General features: G+C 64.6%; 11 protein-coding genes, 3 rRNA genes and 2 pseudogenes. 13 read left to right on the forward strand and 3 right to left on the reverse strand.

Annotation, left to right across the window (positions count from 1 at the left end; all coding sequences use genetic code 11):
- The first annotated feature begins 4 nt into the window (after window positions 1–4).
- Window positions 5–1131 (forward strand): annotated as a pseudogene (locus ACQ86M_RS16685) (bifunctional 2-methylcitrate synthase/citrate synthase).
- Between the two features lie 17 nt (window positions 1132–1148).
- Here ACQ86M_RS16685 and ACQ86M_RS16690 read toward each other — a convergent pair.
- On the reverse strand, window positions 1149–2333 hold the full coding sequence (locus ACQ86M_RS16690) for an acetyl-CoA C-acetyltransferase (RefSeq protein WP_431246232.1): 1185 nt from the start codon (window positions 2331–2333) through the stop codon (window positions 1149–1151).
- 79 nt (window positions 2334–2412) lie between these two features.
- Here ACQ86M_RS16690 and aspS point away from each other — a divergent pair.
- Window positions 2413–3725, forward strand: a pseudogene (aspS, locus tag ACQ86M_RS16695) (aspartate--tRNA(Asn) ligase).
- Here the strand turns inward: aspS and ACQ86M_RS16700 are convergent.
- Window positions 3655–4416, reverse strand: a complete 762-nt coding sequence (locus ACQ86M_RS16700) for a JAB domain-containing protein (protein ID WP_431246233.1) — start codon at window positions 4414–4416, stop codon at window positions 3655–3657. The pseudogene aspS and the gene ACQ86M_RS16700 sit on opposite strands and share 71 nt — an antisense overlap.
- Window positions 4417–4568: 152 nt before the next feature.
- Here ACQ86M_RS16700 and ACQ86M_RS16705 point away from each other — a divergent pair, with 152 nt between their 5' ends.
- The 11 genes from ACQ86M_RS16705 (at window position 4569) to ACQ86M_RS16755 (ending at window position 18049) form a co-directional block, all read left to right on the forward strand.
- Window positions 4569–5303, forward strand: a complete 735-nt coding sequence (locus ACQ86M_RS16705) for a histidine phosphatase family protein (RefSeq protein WP_431246234.1) — start codon at window positions 4569–4571, stop codon at window positions 5301–5303.
- 44 nt (window positions 5304–5347) lie between these two features.
- The gene (locus tag ACQ86M_RS16710) at window positions 5348–5929 is read left to right on the forward strand and encodes a TlpA family protein disulfide reductase (protein WP_431221516.1); all 582 of its coding nucleotides are present in this window, start codon (window positions 5348–5350) and stop codon (window positions 5927–5929) included.
- A gap of 1 nt (window position 5930) precedes the next feature.
- Window positions 5931–6671: a cytochrome c biogenesis CcdA family protein gene (locus tag ACQ86M_RS16715; RefSeq protein ID WP_431246235.1), complete on the forward strand. Its 741-nt coding sequence runs from the start codon at window positions 5931–5933 to the stop codon at window positions 6669–6671.
- On the forward strand, window positions 6655–8283 hold the full coding sequence (gene resB / locus ACQ86M_RS16720; protein WP_431246236.1) for a cytochrome c biogenesis protein ResB: 1629 nt from the start codon (window positions 6655–6657) through the stop codon (window positions 8281–8283). Before ACQ86M_RS16715 ends, resB begins: the two co-directional genes overlap by 17 nt.
- Window positions 8284–8292: 9 nt before the next feature.
- Window positions 8293–8730 carry a hypothetical protein gene (locus tag ACQ86M_RS16725; RefSeq protein ID WP_431246237.1) on the forward strand — a complete coding sequence of 146 codons (438 nt, stop codon included), beginning with the start codon at window positions 8293–8295 and terminating at the stop codon, window positions 8728–8730.
- Window positions 8661–9359 carry a c-type cytochrome biogenesis protein CcsB gene (gene ccsB, locus ACQ86M_RS16730; protein ID WP_431246238.1) on the forward strand — a complete coding sequence of 233 codons (699 nt, stop codon included), beginning with the start codon at window positions 8661–8663 and terminating at the stop codon, window positions 9357–9359. The genes ACQ86M_RS16725 and ccsB overlap by 70 nt, the downstream gene beginning before the upstream one ends.
- Before the next feature lie 693 nt (window positions 9360–10052).
- A 16S ribosomal RNA gene (locus tag ACQ86M_RS16735) occupies window positions 10053–11576 on the forward strand.
- Between the two features lie 423 nt (window positions 11577–11999).
- Window positions 12000–15112: ribosomal RNA gene (locus tag ACQ86M_RS16740) — 23S ribosomal RNA — on the forward strand.
- A 133-nt stretch (window positions 15113–15245) separates the two neighbouring features.
- Window positions 15246–15361 (forward strand): 5S ribosomal RNA (gene rrf / locus ACQ86M_RS16745).
- The 16S, 23S and 5S rRNA genes sit together here, the layout of an rRNA operon.
- A 110-nt stretch (window positions 15362–15471) precedes the next feature.
- Entirely contained in the window at window positions 15472–17055 is a 1584-nt protein-coding gene (locus tag ACQ86M_RS16750) for a hypothetical protein (protein ID WP_431246239.1), read from the forward strand.
- Entirely contained in the window at window positions 17030–18049 is a 1020-nt protein-coding gene (locus ACQ86M_RS16755; RefSeq protein ID WP_431246240.1) for an HAD-IIA family hydrolase, read from the forward strand. Before ACQ86M_RS16750 ends, ACQ86M_RS16755 begins: the two co-directional genes overlap by 26 nt.
- A gap of 6 nt (window positions 18050–18055) precedes the next feature.
- Here the strand turns inward: ACQ86M_RS16755 and ACQ86M_RS16760 are convergent, their stop codons facing one another.
- Window positions 18056–19048, reverse strand: coding sequence for an o-succinylbenzoate synthase (locus ACQ86M_RS16760; protein WP_431246241.1), 993 nt, complete (start codon window positions 19046–19048; stop codon window positions 18056–18058).
- Window positions 19049–19057 lie beyond the last annotated feature (9 nt).

Genomic DNA, 19057 nt, shown 5'->3' on the forward strand with positions numbered 1-19057 from the left:
TCAGATGACCGACCCCGAGATCCACAAGGGACTCGCCGGCGTCGTCGTCGACACGACGACGATCTCTTCGGTGAACCCGCAGACCAACTCCTTGCTGTACCGCGGATACCCGGTCCAGGAGTTGGCTGCGCACTGTTCTTTCGAAGAGGTCGCCTACCTGCTGTGGCACGGAGAGCTGCCGAACGCGGATCAGCTGGTCGCGTTCGAGTCGCTCGAGCGTTCTCTTCGCCGGCTCGATGACCGCACGCGGCGAGCGCTGGAGGACATCCCGGCGTCCGCGCACCCCATGGACGCGCTGCGCACGGCCGTGAGTCAGCTGGGCGGCCTGGATGCGACTCTCGCCCAGCCGGACGGCATCCTGGACAGCGACCTCAACGAGGGCCGAGCCCTGTACCTCTTGGCACAGCTGCCGACCATCGTCGCCTTCATCCAGCGTCGCCGTCGCGGCCTCGAGCCGGTCGAACCGCGCGACGACCTCGACTATTCGCGGAACTTCCTCTGGATGACGTTCGGGGAGGTTCCGGACGACGTGGTGGTCGACGCGTTCCGGGTTTCGCTGGTGCTGTACGCGGAGCACTCGTTCAACGCCTCGACGTTCACCGCCCGCGTGATCGCGTCCACCCTGTCGGATGTCTACTCGGCCGTCACGGGCGCCATCGGGGCGCTCAAGGGGCCGCTGCACGGCGGGGCGAACGAGGCCGTGATGCACGCGTTCGCGGAGATCGGGACAGCGGATCGCGCCGCTGAATGGCTGGATTCCGCCCTCGCCGCGAAGCGCAAGATCATGGGCTTCGGCCACCGCGTGTACAAGAACGGTGATTCGCGCGTTCCGACGATGCGCGAGGCTCTGGTGGCCCTGGTCGATCACTACGACCGGCAGGATGTGCTCGCCCTCTACGATGCCCTCGAGGGGGCCATGGCGGAGCGCAAGAACATCAAGCCGAACCTCGACTACCCGTCCGGGCCGGCGTACAACCTCATGGGCTTCGACACCGAGACGTTCACCCCCTGTTCGCCGCCGCGCGCGTCACCGGCTGGACGGCGCACGTCTTCGAGCAGTACGCCGCCAACTCGCTGATCCGGCCCCTCTCGCAGTACACCGGTCCGGAGGAACGCCACCTCGACCGCTGACCGCGGCCGCGCGCGCCTCAGCGGTAGAGAAGGAGCGCGTCGCCCTGGCCGCCCCCGCCGCAGAGTGCAACGGCGGCGCGTCCCGAGCCGCGTCGCGCCAGTTCGTGCGCGGCGTGGCCGGCGAGTCGCGCTCCCGAGGCTCCGATGGGATGCCCCAGCGCGATCGCGCCGCCGTGGATGTTGACCTTCGCCGGGTCGAGGCTCAGGTCGGACATCGACTGGAGCGCGACCGCGGCGAACGCCTCGTTGATCTCGATCAGATCCAGCTCGGAGACGCTCCAACCCGCTCGCCGGAGCGCCGCGTCGATCGCGCGCGAGGGCTGCGAGTGCAGCGAGTTGTCCGGCCCGGCCACCTGCCCGCTGGCGCCGACGATCGCGAGCCACTGGAGCCCCAGGCGCTCGGCGTTCTCGCGGCTCGTCAGCACGAGCGCCGCTGCGCCGTCGCTCAACGGCGACGAGTTGCCGGCCGTCAGGGTCCCGTCCTGGGCGAAGCTCGGTCGTAGGCCCGCCAGCGTCTCCGCGGTGGAGTCCGGTCGTACTCCTTCGTCCGTGCTGACGACGACCGGTTCGCCCTTGCGCTGAGGGATGGTCACCGGTGCGATCTCGTCGGCGAAGACCCCGTTCGCCATGGCCGCGCCGGCGCGTTGGTGCGATCGGGCCGCGAACTCGTCCTGCGCCTCTCGCCGCAGCCCGAGCTTCTCCGTGTACTTCTCGGTGGAGGCGCCCATCGATTCGCCGTCGAAGGCATCCGTCAGGCCGTCGTGCGCCGCCGAGTCGAGCGCCTGGATGGAGCCGTAGTTCCATCCCATGCGCGACCCCGGAAGGACGTGCGGTGCGTTCGTCATCGACTCCTGGCCGCCGGCGACCACCACCGTCGCTTCGCCGGTCCGGATCAGGCGCGCTGCGTCGATCACTGCAGCCAATCCGGAGAGGCACACCTTGTTGATCGTCGTGGCGGGCACGTCCCAGCCGATGCCCGCGCCGATCGCCGTCTGCCGTGCCGGGTTCTGGCCGGCTCCAGCCTGCAGCACCTGACCGAACAGGACCGTGTCCACCGCATCCGGCCCGATGCCCGACCGCTCCAAAGCCTTCTGCACTGCCACGGTTCCGAGCTGGACCGCACTCAGCGACGCCAGCGTCCCCTTGATCTTTCCCAGCGGCGTACGGGCGGCGGACAGGATGACGACGTCGTCGGAACTCATGGGCTACTCCTTCGTGCCTGGTCCCTCCATTCTCACACCTGCCGCACGGGTAGGCTTGGGGCTCGTGACCGCACGCGTTTTGATCAAAGACCTCGCCGCTCTGCCCGACGGCCCCGTGAGCGTCGCCGGATGGGTCGAGACCGTCCGCGACCAGAAGAAGGTGCAGTTCGTCGTCCTGCGCGATGAGTCCGGCGCGGTCCAGCTCGTCAATCCGCGGACCGTCGGAGAGGACGGCATCGTCGTCGCCGACGAGCCGGCCACCACGATCTCCGGGCTCTCCCAAGGGACGTTCGTCCGCGCCACGGGCGAGCTCAAGCACGACGAGCGTGTCAAGCTCGGCGGCATCGAGATCCGTCTCTCGTCGCTCGAGGTCGAGACGGCGGCTATCCCGGAGACGCCCATCGCCGCAGACAGTGGCATCGACAAGCGCATGGACTGGCGCTTCCTCGACCTGCGCGAGCCGCGGCACAATCTGATCTTCCGTGTGCAGACGACCTTCGAGCACGCTCTGCGCCAGTACTGGGTGGACAACGGCTTCGTCGAGATCCACACGCCCAAGCTCATGGCGTCCGCGTCCGAGTCCCGAGCCGAGCTGTTCGAGCTGCCGTACTTCGAGACGACGGCCTACCTGGCGCAGAGCCCCCAGATCTTCAAGCAGATGGCGCAGGCAGCCGGTTTCGGCCGCGTGTTCGAGATCGGCCCCGCCTTCCGCGCCGACCCGAGCTTCACCAGCCGGCACGCGACGGAGTTCACCAGCGTGGACACCGAGATCAGCTGGATCGACAGCCATGAGGATGTCATGAAGGTGCACGAGGACCTCCTTGTCGCCGGCTTCACCGCGGTGAAGGAGAAGCACGGCGAGGAGATCGAGCAGCTCTTCGGCGTCGAGGTGACCGTCCCCTCCACGCCGTTCCCGCGCATCCCGCTCTCCGAGGCGAAGCGGATCGTCGCCGAGCGCGGCTACGTCGTGCCGCGGGAGGACGACGACATGGATCCGGAGGGCGAGCGCCAGATCTCCGCCTATGTCAAAGAGACCTACAACCACGAGTTCGTCTTCCTGACGGACTACGCCGCGAGCATCCGTCCGTACTACCACATGCGGCACCCGGAGGACCCCTCCATCACCCGCAGCTACGACCTGATCTTCAACGGTGTGGAGATCTCGACCGGTGCACAGCGTGAGCACCGCGTCGATGTCCTCGAGAAGCAGGCCGTCGAGAAGGGCCTGTCGGTGGAGGAGCTCGAGGACGTGCTCGCCTTCTTCCGCTACGGCATCCCCCGCACGGCGGATTCGGCATGGGTCTCGCCCGGGTGCTGATGCTCATGCTGCACCTCTCGAACCTGCGTGAGACGACCTACCTCTTCCGCGGACCGACGCGCCTGACGCCGTAGCTGCTGAACCGGCGGTCGGCAGAGCCGCCCAACTGTCTCCTGCGACCAGGATGTGCCCGAGGAAGCGCAGCCCGAGGGTGGCAGCCGCCTGATCGAGCCTCCGCGTGAGCATGAGGTCGGCCACGGATGCGTCGAGCACGCCAGACGTATGGTTGTGCGCCACCGCGAAGGAGCGGCCCCCGCGGGTGAGCACCGCCTGGAGCACGTCCGCAGGCAGAATGGTGGTCTCGTCGACGCCTCCGTCGCGCATGAGCACCAGCTCGATCGGCCGAGCGGCCCGGTCGGCGACGGCCACGACGAACCGTTCGCTGTCCCGGTGCAGCAGCTCGGGCCGCACCACATCGGCGATCGCCTTGTGGTCGACGAGCCGTGTCCACGCCGAGGGTGCGCCGGCGCGCCGCCAGATCTCCGTGATGGCGACCAGCCGGCCCGCGGTCGCCGGTCCGACGCCGGGCAGATTCTCCAGTCGCGCGAAGTCCATCGTCGCGAGCCCGGGGAACCCGCCGGTCCTGCGCAGGACCGATCGCGCGAGTGCGAGCACGCTGCGCCCGGTCTGGCCGGATCCGAGCACCAGCGCGAGCACCTCGTCGTCCGTGAGCGATCCGATGCCCAGGCGTCGCATCCGCTCCCGTGGGCGGTCATGGTTCGGGATGTTCGCAAGAGCCTCACCCTCTTCTTCCTGTTGGGCCATGGCTCGACGCTAGATATCCGCGAACATGAGAAGTCCCGCACGACGGAATCTGTGGATAAGACGCGTGCCATACAGGCCTGTGGACGATTCCGTTGTCCACAGGCGCGCCGTGCTCAGTGAATTCAAGGGGAACCCCTCCGTAGACTGGAGCGGTGGTAGCGAGCCAGGTCCATCTCGTCCGTCATGGTGAGGTGTTCAATCCCGACGGCATCCTGTACGGCAGGTTGCCGGGCTTCGGCCTCTCCAAGCTGGGTCACCGCATGGCCCATGCCGCCGCCGACGAGCTCGCCGAGCGGTCCCGTCCCATCTCGGCCCTGCGCGTCTCCCCGTTGCAGCGCACACGCGAATCCGCGGCGCCGATCGCGGCGACATTCGGTCTCGACCCCGTGATCGACGAGCGCATCATCGAGCCGACGAACCGCTTCGAAGGCACCAGGATGAAGCTCGCCGTCCGGAAGCCGGTCTACTGGCCCTACCTGATCAACCCGCTCCGGCCCAGTTGGGGTGAGGCGTATGCGAGCATCGAGCAGCGCATGCTCGCGGCCGTCCACGACGCCTTCGACTCGGTCGACTCGGGTGACGTGGTGCTGGTGAGCCATCAGCTCCCGATCTGGGTCAGCCATCTGTCGGTCGCGGGGGAGCGGTATGCGCACGATCCGCGCAAGCGACGCTGTGCCTTGTCGAGTATCACGACCTTCGAGCGCCGCGCCGCCGAAATCCCCGCAGCGGCCGCCGACGGCCCGAGCGATGAGTCCGCGGCGCACCCGGGCGAAGCCGCTCCGGTGCATCCGGGCCGCACACCCGAAGCGCAGCGTCTCATCGAGGTCGGCTATGTGGAGCCCGCCGCAAGCCTGCTGGTCACCGCAACCGATGTGGGGGCCGTGTGAGAAGCTCCTTCGGCAGACGCACCCGGCTGCGTCTCCGCGTCCTGATGCCCGTCGCGGCCGCCGTCTCGGCCACAGCGCTCGCCCTCAGCGGCTGCACGGCCAACGACAGCCTCGCCTCGCAGTACCGTTCCGGCAACGGTCAGAACTACATCGCAGGCGACGGCACCGTGAGCGAGTACGCCGCGGGCAGTCGCGGAACGCCCGTCGCCTTCGAGGGAACGCTTCAGAACGGCGACACCGTCACGTCGAAGGACTACGCGGGCAAGGTGCTCGTCGTGAACTTCTGGTACGCCGGCTGCCCGCCGTGCCGCGTGGAGGCGCCGGCGCTGGAGCAGCTGAGCCGGAAGTACGCCGCCCAGGGCGTCGGCTTCCTCGGCGTGAACCTCTACGACTCCGCGCAGACGGCCGCGAGCTTCGAGAAGGAGAAGGGCGTCACGTATCCGTCGGTGCTCGACCGCGACACCGGATCCGTCCTCCTCGCGTTCAGCAAGACCGTGCCCCCGAAGGCGACGCCGACGACTCTGGTCGTGGACAAGCAGGGCCGGGTCGCAGCGCGCATCCTGGGCGCGATCCCCGACAAGAGCATCCTCGACTCGCTCATCTCCGACGCCGTGGCCGAGCACTGACGTGGGCGGCGTCGGTCAGATCGTCTTCAGCGGGCAGCTTCTGCTGGCCCTGCCGATCGCGCTTCTCGCGGGACTCGTCTCGTTCGCGTCACCATGCGTGCTGCCGCTCGTCCCGGGCTACCTCGCCTACGTCGGCGGCATCAGCGACCCGGGGGCGAAGCGCGACCGCTCGCGCCTGCTGACCGGCGTCGCGCTGTTCATCCTCGGATTCGCGATCGTGTTCGTGGCGTACGGTGCGGCCTTCGGGGCTCTCGGCTACTGGCTGGTGCGGTGGCAGGATGTCGTGGTCCGCATCCTCGGAGCCCTCGTCATCGTCATGGGCCTCGTATTCATCGGCCAGTTCTCGTTCCTGCAGCGCACGATCAAGCCCGCGTGGCGTCCAGCGACCGGCCTGATCGGGGCACCGCTGCTCGGTATCGTCTTCGGGCTGGGGTGGACGCCGTGCATCGGCCCGACCCTGGCGGCCATCAGCGCGCTCAGCGTCGGCAGCGGTTCGCCCTGGCGCGGTGCCCTGCTCGGCCTGTTCTACTGCATCGGTCTCGGGATCCCGTTCCTGCTCGTCGCCCTGGGCTTCGACTGGGTGGCCGGGTCCGTCGCATTCCTCAAGCGCCACATCCGCGCCATCAACATCGTCGGCGGCGTCCTGCTGGTCGCCATCGGCATCCTGATGGTCACCGGTCTGTGGAGCGAACTCATGTCCCAGTTCTTGGCGGTGATCCAAGGTTTTGAGCCGGCCCTCTGATCACATCGATGCCGCTCCTCCTCGCGAGGACCCGGACGTCGTCCAGCCCAAGCTCGGCCCCGTCGGCTGGCTCCGCTGGTTCTGGCGGCAGCTCACGAGCATGCGGACCGCCCTGTTCCTGCTGCTCCTTCTGGCGATCGCCGCCGTCCCCGGGTCGCTGGTGCCTCAGCGCAGCTCCGACCCGAACGGCGTGACGAAGTACTTCACCGACAACCCGTCGCTCGCCCCGGTGCTCGACAAGCTGCAGTTCTTCGACGTCTACACGTCGGTGTGGTTCTCGGCGATCTACCTGCTGCTCTTCGCGTCGCTGATCGGGTGCATCATCCCGCGCACCAAGCACCACTTCGACGCCATGCGGGCCAAGCCGCCCAAGACCCCGGTGCGTCTGGCGCGGATGGCCGGCTTCCAGTCGCGGATCCTCCCGGCAGAGCTGCGCACGCGATCGGTCGACCCGATCGTCGGCGCCCGCGAGGTCCTGAAGGCGAACCACTACCGCGTCGCCCTCTATCAGGACGCCGGGTCGACGTCCGTCTCCGCGGAGCGGGGATATCTCCGCGAGAGCGGGAACCTCGTCTTCCACATCGCACTCCTCGGCGTCCTGCTCGCCATCGGGGTCGGCGGAGGATTCGGCTACACCGGTCAGAAGATCGTGGTCGAGGGCCAGAGCTTCGTGAACAGCCTCCCGTCGTACAACTCGTTCAACCCGGGACGCTTCTTCAGCGACGCGTCGCTCGCCCCGTTCTCCATCGCGGTGGACAAGCTCGACGTGCGCTACGAGACGAAGAACCAGGATGCGATCGGCACTCCGCTCGACTACACCGCGCACGTGACCACGAAGGGGCCCGGCGACTCCCGCGACGAGACGACCATCAAGGTGAACGATCCGCTGCCGATCGGAGGCACGAACGTCTACCTCCTGGGCAACGGATACGCGCCGACGATCACCGTCAAGGACACCGCCGGCAAGGTCGTCTTCAACGACTCCGTCCCGTTCATCCCGCAGGCGGACCCGAACCTCACGTCGCTGGGGTTCGTCAAGATCCCGGACGGGCTCAAGGAGCAGGTCGGGATGATCGGCTTCTTCTATCCGACGGTGACCGAGAGCCAGACGGCCAAGGGCGCCCTGGCGTCGAAGTTCCCGGGGCTCCGTGATCCGATGCTGACTCTGAACGTGTACGCCGGGGATCTCGGGGTCGACGACGGCGTGCCGCAATCCGTCTACAGCCTGAACACCGACACGCTCGAGCAGTTGGCGGGGCCGCCGACGAAGACGAAGGCGCTCGAACTGAAGCCCGGCCAGACGGTCGAACTTCCGAACGGGCTGGGGACGATCTCGCTGGACGGCGTGAAGCGGTTCGCGACGCTGGAGGTGCACCACGACCCCGCGCAGGTGTGGGTGCTGCTCTTCGCGGTGCTCATCCTGGTGGGGCTGCTCACCTCGCTGTTCGTCCCGCGGCGCCGGCTGTGGGTCAAGGCGATCGAGAACGCCGACGGTTCGCTCACCCTCGAGTACGCGGGGCTGGCCCGCGGTGACGACCCGAACCTCCTGGCCGCGGTAGCGACCGTAGCGGATCAGCACTCCAAGGCCCTCGCCGGGCCCCCGACGACTTAGGCTTGCATTGTGACCGAGACATTGGCTCAGCTGTCGACCGTGTTCCTGTACGCGGCGATGGGACTCTATGCGGCGGCGTTCATCGCCTTCGCGCTCGACCTCGCCCGGCGGGGAGCGCGCGCGACCGCGGTCGAGGCGGCCGTCGTGCCGAGTGCCGTGGCGCGGCGTGCGGAGGTGGCGACGCCCGTCGGTGCGCCCTCGGCGACGCTGATCGGCGGAGGCACGGCGGATGTGCCGCCGCCGCCGGCATCCGCGCTCGGACGCCTGTCGTCGCGCATCAGCACCCGCGTCGAGGACGACGTGATGAACGGCTCGGGTGGGGAGTCTCGCTCACGTGGGCGTTCGGGCTCACCATCGCAGGCTTCGCCTTCCACCTCGTGGCCGTCGTCCTGCGGGGCATCGCGGCCGCTCGCGTTCCGTGGGCCAACATGTGGGAGTTCTCGATGACGGGAACCCTCGTCATCATCGGGGTCTTCCTCGTCGCCAACCTCAAGTGGCCGATCAAGTACGTGGGCACGTTCGTGCTGGGGCTGGTGCTCGTGCTGCAGGGCATCGCCCTTCTGCGGTACTACGTGCCGGTGGTCCCGTTGCAGCCGGCGCTTCAGTCGTACTGGCTGGTCATCCACATCATCGTGGCCGTGCTCGGCACGGCGTTCTTCGCTCTCGGGTTCGCGCTCTCCGGCCTGCAGCTGCTCCAGTACCGGCGCGAGCGCCAGGTGGCCGAGTCGCGGCCCCAGCAATTCCGGTTCCTGTCGACGCTCCCGAGCTCGGTCGCGCTCGAGAACCTCGCGTACCGGATCAACATCGTCGGCTTCATCGCCTGGACCTTCACCCTGATCGCCGGTGCCATCTGGGCCGAGAAGGCGTGGGGCCGCTATTGGGGTTGGGACACGAAGGAGGTCTGGACGTTCATCATCTGGGTGATCTATGCCGGATACATCCACGCTCGTGCGACACGCGGTTGGCGTGGGTCGCGTTCTGCGTGGCTGGCGATCATCGGCTTCGGTGCCGTGCTGTTCAACTTCGGCATCGTCAACGTGTTCTTCCACGGACTGCACGCGTACTCCGGACTGTGACTCCGCGTCCCTCACCGACGAAACCCCCGCAAGCCCGCCGGCTTCGCGGGGGTTTTCTGCGTAGTGCGGCCGCTTGCAGAGTGGCGCAGCAGGAAAATCCGCGTGATTCCGCGGAAGTCAAGGGCGACACGCCCGGGATGTGGGCGGAATTTGCGACGACCCGAGGGCCTGCGTAAAGTACTTACTTGTCACCCCAAAGGTGCGGGAGAGCGGAAGAGCTCCCCGGCCTCAAGCGGGACCAAATCCTTAGCCTAGCGGCAAACCTGAACTTGAATTAGTTCGCTTGCTGCGCTTAGGATTAACACCCACTCACTGAGCAGGTCTAACCGGTTCGGATCGTGTGATTCGGTTGTGCCCACACATCGGGCCAACGAGGAACGCGAAACGCCGACTTGACAAACTGACTGAGGGTGGTAAGGTAGAGAAGTTGCCTCGCAGAGACAGCCGGAAGGTTGAAAAGCGAGAGCGTCCGATCCTTGAGAACTCAACAGCGTGCACAATGTCAAATGCCAAACAACCTCGGCATTGACCTTCTAGACCTAGTCTAGTGGTCGATGCGAGATTCCTTTGGATTAGAAACAGAATGTCAGTAGATATTCGAAACTAGTCAAGACAAACTCGCAGTGCACGAGCATATTTCCTGCTCGAGCCTGCACTATGTTTCCCGGTCGCTTGCGACCGCGGAGCTAAACATTTACGGAGAGTTTGATCCTGGCTCAGGACGAACGCTGGCGGCGTGCTTAACACATGCAAGTCGAACGATGAACCTGGAGCTTGCTCTAGGGGATTAGTGGCGAACGGGTGAGTAACACGTGAGTAACCTGCCCTTGACTCTGGGATAACCTCCGGAAACGGAAGCTAATACCGGATATGACGTACGGAGGCATCTCCTGTACGTGGAAAGAACTTCGGTCAAGGATGGACTCGCGGCCTATCAGGTAGTTGGTGAGGTAACGGCTCACCAAGCCTACGACGGGTAGCCGGCCTGAGAGGGTGACCGGCCACACTGGGACTGAGACACGGCCCAGACTCCTACGGGAGGCAGCAGTGGGGAATATTGCACAATGGGCGCAAGCCTGATGCAGCAACGCCGCGTGAGGGATGACGGCCTTCGGGTTGTAAACCTCTTTTAGTAGGGAAGAAGCGAAAGTGACGGTACCTGCAGAAAAAGCACCGGCTAACTACGTGCCAGCAGCCGCGGTAATACGTAGGGTGCGAGCGTTGTCCGGAATTATTGGGCGTAAAGAGCTCGTAGGCGGTCTGTCGCGTCTGCTGTGAAAACCCGAGGCTCAACCTCGGGCCTGCAGTGGGTACGGGCAGACTAGAGTGCGGTAGGGGAGAATGGAATTCCTGGTGTAGCGGTGGAATGCGCAGATATCAGGAGGAACACCGATGGCGAAGGCAGTTCTCTGGGCCGTAACTGACGCTGAGGAGCGAAAGCGTGGGGAGCGAACAGGATTAGATACCCTGGTAGTCCACGCCGTAAACGTTGGGCGCTAGATGTGGGGACCATTCCACGGTTTCCGTGTCGCAGCTAACGCATTAAGCGCCCCGCCTGGGGAGTACGGCCGCAAGGCTAAAACTCAAAGGAATTGACGGGGGCCCGCACAAGCGGCGGAGCATGCGGATTAATTCGATGCAACGCGAAGAACCTTACCAAGGCTTGACATACACGAGAACGGGCCAGAAATGGTCAACTCTTTGGACACTCGTGAACAGGTGGTGCATGGTTGTCGTCAGCTCGTGTCGTGAGATGTTGGGTTAAGTCCCGCAACGAGCGCAACCCTCGTTCTATGTTGCCAGCGCGTAATGGCGGGAACTCATAGGAGACTGCCGGGGTCAACTCGGAGGAAGGTGGGGATGACGTCAAATCATCATGCCCCTTATGTCTTGGGCTTCACGCATGCTACAATGGCCGGTACAAAGGGCTGCAATACCGTAAGGTGGAGCGAATCCCAAAAAGCCGGTCTCAGTTCGGATTGAGGTCTGCAACTCGACCTCATGAAGTCGGAGTCGCTAGTAATCGCAGATCAGCAACGCTGCGGTGAATACGTTCCCGGGCCTTGTACACACCGCCCGTCAAGTCATGAAAGTCGGTAACACCCGAAGCCGGTGGCCCAACCCTTGTGGAGGGAGCCGTCGAAGGTGGGATCGGTGATTAGGACTAAGTCGTAACAAGGTAGCCGTACCGGAAGGTGCGGCTGGATCACCTCCTTTCTAAGGAGCATCTGGCACTCTAGGGTGTCCAGGCGCCGGATCTGAGCGAACGTCTCAGCCGGTTAGCTCATGGGTGGAACATTGACATTGGTGCGGAGCCGATCGGCTCGAACTCAGTACACCTCTTGCAGGTAGGAACGGTTCGGATCGCGAAGCCCCGCACATGCACGCTGTTGGGTCCTGAGGGACCGGACCTCATCGGAACAGATGAGAACCGAATCCTCTGGACCTTTTCTAGTCGGCATCATTAGCCGGCGGAGAAGGTACCGCCCGTACTTTGAGAACTACACAGTGGACGCGAGCATCTTAGATTCGAACCTTCGGGTTCGGATCACAAAGATGATCACAGTACTTACGTACTGATAGATCATTGGTCAATCTGCTCATCTTCGGATGAGTCGATCGATTCTAAAACTCATGTGATTTCAAGTTTCTAAGAGCAAACGGTGGATGCCTTGGCATCTGGAGCCGAAGAAGGACGTAGTAATCTGCGATAAGCCTCGGGGAGCTGATAAACGAGCTTTGATCCGAGGATCTCCGAATGGGGAAACCCCGCTGGGCCCTTTATGGTGACCCAGTGACTCCCGCCTGAATATATAGGGCGGGTAGAGGGAACGTGGGGAAGTGAAACATCTCAGTACCCACAGGAAGAGAAAGCAAAAGCGATTCCGTTAGTAGTGGCGAGCGAAACCGGAAGAGGCTAAACCGATCATGTGTGATAGCCGGCAGGCGTTGCATGGTCGGGGTTGCGGGACTTTTCTGCTGATTCTGCCGAACAGCGAGCGTTACAAAGGATCATAGGCGAATGGTATTGAAAGGCCAGTCATAGAGGGTGCCAACCCCGTAGCCGAAATGGTCCAATGGCGCGAAGAGTATCCCAAGTAGCACGGGGCCCGAGAAATCCCGTGTGAATCTGTCAGGACCACCTGATAAGCCTAAATACTCCCAGATGACCGATAGCGGACAAGTACCGTGAGGGAAAGGTGAAAAGTACCCCGGGAGGGAGTGAAATAGTACCTGAAACCGTTTGCTTACAAACCGTTGGAGCCTCCTTGTAGGGGTGACAGCGTGCCTTTTGAAGAATGAGCCTGCGAGTTAGCGATATGTGGCGAGGTTAACCCGTGAGGGGTAGCCGTAGCGAAAGCGAGTCTGAATAGGGCGATTCAGTCGCATGTCCTAGACCCGAAGCGAAGTGATCTATCCATGGCCAGGTTGAAGCGACGGTAAGACGTCGTGGAGGACCGAACCCACTTAGGTTGAAAACTGAGGGGATGAGCTGTGGATAGGGGTGAAAGGCCAATCAAACTTCGTGATAGCTGGTTCTCTCCGAAATGCATTTAGGTGCAGCGTTGCGTGTTTCTTGCCGGAGGTAGAGCTACTGGATGGCCGATGGGCCCCAAAAGGTTACTGACGTCAGCCAAACTCCGAATGCCGGTAAGTGAGAGCGCAGCAGTGAGACGGTGGGGGATAAGCTTCATCGTCGAGAGGGAAACAACCCAGACCACCAACTAAGGTCCCTAAGCGCGTGCTAAGTGGGAAAGGATGTGGAGTTGCACAGACAACCAGGAGGTTGGCTTAGAAGCAGCCACCCTTGAAAGAGTGCGTAATAGCTCACTGGTCAAGTGATTCCGCGCCGACAATGTAACGGGGCTCAAGCACGCCACCGAAGTTGTGGCATTGACATTATTGGTAGGCCTTCGTGGTCCAGCCGTGTTGATGGGTAGGAGAGCGTCGTGTGGCGAGTGAAGCGGCGGTGTAAACCAGCCGTGGACGCCACACGAGTGAGAATGCAGGCATGAGTAGCGAAAGACGGGTGAGAAACCCGTCCTCCGAAAGACCAAGGGTTCCAGGGCCAGGCTAATCCGCCCTGGGTAAGTCGGGACCTAAGGCGAGGCCGACAGGCGTAGTCGATGGACAACGGGTTGATATTCCCGTACCGGCGAAGAACCGCCCAAGCTAATCCAGTGGTGCTAAGAGTCCTAATCCTGGACACGGATCCCTTCGGGGTGAAGGTCCGGGCCTAACGCTCGACCCCATGCTGGTGCGGCTAGCGTATTAACAGGTGTGACGCAGGAAGGTAGCCCAGCCGGGCGATGGTTGTCCCGGTGTAAGTGTGTAAGCCGAGAGATAGGCAAATCCGTCTCTCACATAGGCCCAGGCACGATGCGTAGTCTTCATTGACGAAATGGGTGATCCTATGCTGCCGAGAAAAGCATCGACGCGAGGTTCCAGCCGCCCGTACCCCAAACCGACTCAGGTGGTCAGGTAGAGAATACCAAGGAGATCGAGAGAATCGTGGTTAAGGAACTCGGCAAAATGCCCCCGTAACTTCGGGAGAAGGGGGCCTGAGGCGTGAACGGACTTGCTCCGGGAGCGTTTGAAGGCCGCAGAGACCAGTGGGAAGCGACTGTTTACTAAAAACACAGGTCCGTGCCAAGTCGCAAGACGATGTATACGGACTGACGCCTGCCCGGTGCTGGAAGGTTAAGAGGAAGGGTTAGCTTCGGCGAAGCTCAGAATTTAAGCCCCAGTAAACGGCGGTGGTAACTATAACCATCCTAAGGTAGCGAAATTCCTTGTCGGGTAAGTTCCGACCTGCACGAATGGCGTAACGACTTCCCAGCTGTCTCAACCGCGAACTCGGCGAAATTGCACTACGAGTAAAGATGCTCGTTACGCGCAGCAGGACGGAAAGACCCCGTGACCTTTACTACAGCTTGGTATTGGTGTTCGGTGTGGCTTGTGTAGGATAGGTGGGAGACTTTGAAGCCGGCACGCCAGTGTCGGTGGAGTCAATGTTGAAATACCACTCTGGTCACTCTGGATATCTAACTTAGAACCGTAATCCGGTTCAGGGACAGTGCCTGGTGGGTAGTTTAACTGGGGCGGTTGCCTCCCAAAAAGTAACGGAGGCGCCCAAAGGTTCCCTCAACCTGGTTGGCAATCAGGTGTCGAGTGTAAGTGCACAAGGGAGCTTGACTGTGAGACTGACAAGTCGAGCAGGGACGAAAGTCGGGACTAGTGATCCGGCAGTGGCTTGTGGAAGCGCTGTCGCTCAACGGATAAAAGGTACCTCGGGGATAACAGGCTGATCTTGCCCAAGAGTCCATATCGACGGCATGGTTTGGCACCTCGATGTCGGCTCGTCGCATCCTGGGGCTGGAGTAGGTCCCAAGGGTTGGGCTGTTCGCCCATTAAAGCGGTACGCGAGCTGGGTTTAGAACGTCGTGAGACAGTTCGGTCCCTATCCGCTGCGCGCGTAGGAAATTTGAGAGGATCTGACCCTAGTACGAGAGGACCGGGTTGGACGAACCTCTGGTGTGCCAGTTGTTCTGCCAAGAGCACCGCTGGTTAGCTACGTTCGGGATGGATAACCGCTGAAAGCATCTAAGCGGGAAGCCGGCCTCAAGATGAGATTTCCATGCCTTCGGGCGAGAGGCTCCCAGCTAGACTACTGGGTTGATAGGCCGGATGTGGAAGTGGGGACTAAAGACCCATGGAGCTGACCGGTACTAATAAGCCGATAACTTGATAATCACCACTCTCATGCATGTTGTAAGGCTGGCATGAGGGGCCAAGATTGTTCGCGTCCACTATGTGGTTCTCGATGTACGGTCGAGAACTGATTCGAGCTAACGCTCGACGTTCACTTTGATACATCAATAGTGTTTCGGCGGCCATAGCGAGAGGGAAACGCCCGGTTACATTCCGAACCCGGAAGCTAAGACTCTCTGCGCCGATGGTACTGCAGGGGGACCCTGTGGGAGAGTAGGACACCGCCGGACTTCTTTGTGAGATGGCCACCCAGTGATGGGTGGCCATTTCGCGTTAACGGGGTCGCTGGCGGCGCAAAGCATAGGCTGGGCCCGACCCCGTGTAATCGACAGGAGCACCCGTGAGCGACACCCCGTCCGACGAGAACCCTCGCAACGAGCGGTCCGAGGGCCGGCAGCAGCCGGGACGTCCCGGCCGGTCCGGAGACGGCCAGCGCCGTCCGGGTGACGACGACGGCCGTCGCGGGCGCCCGCAGTCGAGCGGCCGCCCCCAGTCGAGTGGCCGTCCGCACGGGGGTGGCGGCGCATCGCGTAACCGATCCGCATCCGGCAGCGGTCGCGGGCAGTGGCGCGGCGATCGCGAGGGCGAGCGCGGAAGCGAGGGCCGTCGCAACAGTGGCGACCGCCCGCGGCGTTCCCAGGACGGCTACCGCCCCAGCGGCGACGCCGATCGCTCCGGCTCGCGTCGCGGAAGCGGCCACCGCTCGGCCGGTTCGCAGCAGCACGGCGCGTCGCGTTCCACCGAGCGAGGAGGGTTCCGCCCATCCGCAGGATCGCGGGACGGTCGTTCGGGCGAGCGGGCTCCGGGAGGATACCGCGGCGGCGAGCGGGACGGTCGTTCGGGTGAGCGGTCGTCGGGTGGATACCGCGGCGCCGAGCGGAGCGGCTCGGGCGAGCGGCGGTTCGGCCCTGGGAGCGCCGACCGCAAGCAGGGCGGCTTCCGTGACGACAGGCGTGGAGGAGCTCCGCGCGGTCGCGACGGCGGTGCTCGGCGCGACGGCGGTCAGCGCAGCGGCCGTGACGAGAAGCTCTGGACGCGCAACGGAGCTCCCGCGCGCGGGGACCGCGACGCTCGGGACGAGCGCAGGCAGTACGACGAGAACGAGCAGCGTTCGCGTGAACTCCAGTCGGTTCGGCCCCGGCACGACGACCCGATCATCCCGGACGACGTCCAGGCACGCGACCTGCCCGGCGAGGCGCGCGTCGAGCTCAAGACCCTGAGCAAGGACAACGCCGACTGGGTGGCCAAGCACCTCGTCATGGCCGGCCGGCTGATCGAATCCGATCCGCAACTTGCACACGAGCATGCCGTGTCGGCGTCTCGCCGAGCCGGGCGGGTCGCCGTGGTCCGCGAGACGCTCGCGATCACCGCCTACGCCACAGGCGACTTCGCTCTGGCGCTGCGTGAGCTGCGCACGTACCGGCGGATCTCCGGTTCCAATGACCAGCTTCCCCTGATGGTCGACAGCGAGCGCGGGGTGGGCCGGCCGGATCGTGCGCTCGAGCTGGGGCGCTCGGTCGACCGCTCGACGCTTCCGGTCGACGTCCAGGTCTCCCTGGCGATCGCCATGTCGGGAGCCCGCCTGGACCTGGGGCAGCCAGAGGCCGCACTCGCCGAGCTCGAGATCCCCCAGCTCGACCCCGACCGGGCGTTCAGCTACAGTGCGGACCTGTTCCACGCGTACGCGGAGGTCCTCGAGGAGCTCGGGCGGGAGGCGCAGGCCCGTCAGTGGCGCGAGCGCGCAGAACGCGCAGAGGCTGCGCTGGATGTGGCGCACGCTCTCGACGAGCACGAGACGGTCGACATCATCGAAGAGGACATCGTCATCGACTCCTCCGACGAAGCGCCGGAACCGGCGACAGGCGAGGGGACGGACGACGGGAAGGACGAGCCGAACGATGGCCCTGTTTCGACGGAGCAGTGAGGGCGCGACGCCACTTGACGGCGTCGACCTCGTGCTGGCGGACCTCGACGGCGTCGTCTACAAGGGCGCGGACCCCATCCCCTTCGCCGTAGAGAGCCTGAACGGCGTGGCCGACAGCATCCGCGTCGGCTACATCACCAACAACGCGTCCAGGACGGATGCGACCGTGGCGAGCCACCTCACCGAGCTCGGCCTGCATGTCCAACCGTCCGATGTCGTCACGTCGCCCCAGGCCGCCGTTCGCCTGCTGGCCCAGCACGTTCCCGCCGGTTCCAGCATCCTCGTCGTCGGCGGGGACGGACTGGTGGATGAGGTGCAGAAGGCCGGGTTCACGGTGACCCGATCCGCCGAGGACGGGCCGGCCGCGGTGATCCAGGGATTCTCCCCGGAGCTCGGTTGGGCAGAGCTCGCGGAGGCCTCGTTCGCGCTGCAGGGGCGCACGGACGCCGAGCGGCCGTGGATCGCGACGAACACGGACTGGACGATTCCCGTCGCTCGCGGCATCGCCCCGGGGAACGGCACCCTCGTCTCGGCGGTGCACACCGCTGTCGGCCGGCTGCCGCTCGTCGCGGGCAAGCCGGAGCGGGCGATCTTCGACGAGGCGGTCGCGCGTTTCGGAGCCCGCAAGCCTCTGTTCATCGGCGACCGGCTGGATACGGATGTGCTCGGCGCGAACCGGGCGGGCATCGACTCCGTCCTGGTGCTGACCGGGATCGACACGGGAAAGCAGCTGCTTTCGGCGGACGCCGACTCGCGCCCGACGTACATCCTCCGCGACCTGCGCGGCCTCACCGAGCCCTATCCGGAGATCCGGACGGCCCGCAACGGGGCCGTGAGCGTCCGCAATGCGGCGGTCGCGATCGACGGCAACGACGTACGGATCGTGTCCGAGGGGTCCGACGAGGTCGACCTGCTGCGCGCCGCATGCGCCGTCATCTGGAACTCGGGTCGTGCCATCTACGGACTGGACGTGCCGGAGCGGCTGTACGCCTGATGCGCTTCACAGAGCGGCGTCGTGCTCCAGGATGCGGTGACACCGTCGGAGCCGGTCGAGCCACCATTCGGCGCGGTCGGCGTCGGCGCTGAGCGCATCCACCCGCCGCGACGAGACCGTGGGGCGGGTGACCGGGATGCTGCCATCGTGCGGCATCAACGGTTCATCGGCGACGTCGTGGACGAACATGGCGACCGTTCCCAGGCCGCAGTCGAAGTCGAGCTCCGGCAATGCGGCGGCGAGGTGCGCACCCATCGCGATCCCTATGGAAGTGTCGATCGCACTGGACACGACCGCCGGCAGGCCGGCCTCCGCCACGATCCGCTGAGCCCTGTGCACCCCTCCCAGCGGCTGAGCCTTGACCACGAGGATGTCTGCCGCTCCCGCCTTCGCCACGGCGAGCGGATCGGAGGCTTTCCGCACGCTCTCGTCCGCGGCGACAGGGATGCCCATGTACCGGATGCGGCGCCGGAGTTCGGCCAGTTCTTCGACCGTCGCGCACGGCTGCTCGACGTACTCGAGATCGAAAGGTGCCAGGGCATGCACCGCGTGCTCGGCCTCGTCGAGGTTCCAGAGGGTGTTCGCGTCGATGCGGATACGGCCTTCTGCGCCGAGTGCGTCTCGCACGGCCCGGACGCGGGCGACATCGTCCGCGAGCGTCTGACCGGGCTCCGCCACCTTGACCTTCGCCGTCCGGGCACCCGGGTAGCGCGCGAGCACGGGAGTCACCTCGTCGGCCGGGACCGCCGGAACAGTGGCGTTGACGGGGATGCGGTCGCGCAACGCCGGTGGGGTGGGGCGCCAGCCGAAGTCGATCGCAGCGTGCAGCCAGGTGGCGGCCTCGGTGTCGTCGTACTCCGCGAACGGCGAGAACTCCGTCCACCCATGCGGACCCTCGAACAGCACGGCCTCGCGGACCGTGATGCCCCGGAAGCGCGTTGTCATCGGCAGAGCGACGATGCGCGCTGTTGCTAACAGGTCGGCGATTTCCGGAACCATTCCACAAGT

Source organism: Leifsonia xyli subsp. cynodontis (genome assembly GCF_050632205.1).
Classification (GTDB): domain Bacteria; phylum Actinomycetota; class Actinomycetes; order Actinomycetales; family Microbacteriaceae; genus Leifsonia; species Leifsonia xyli_D.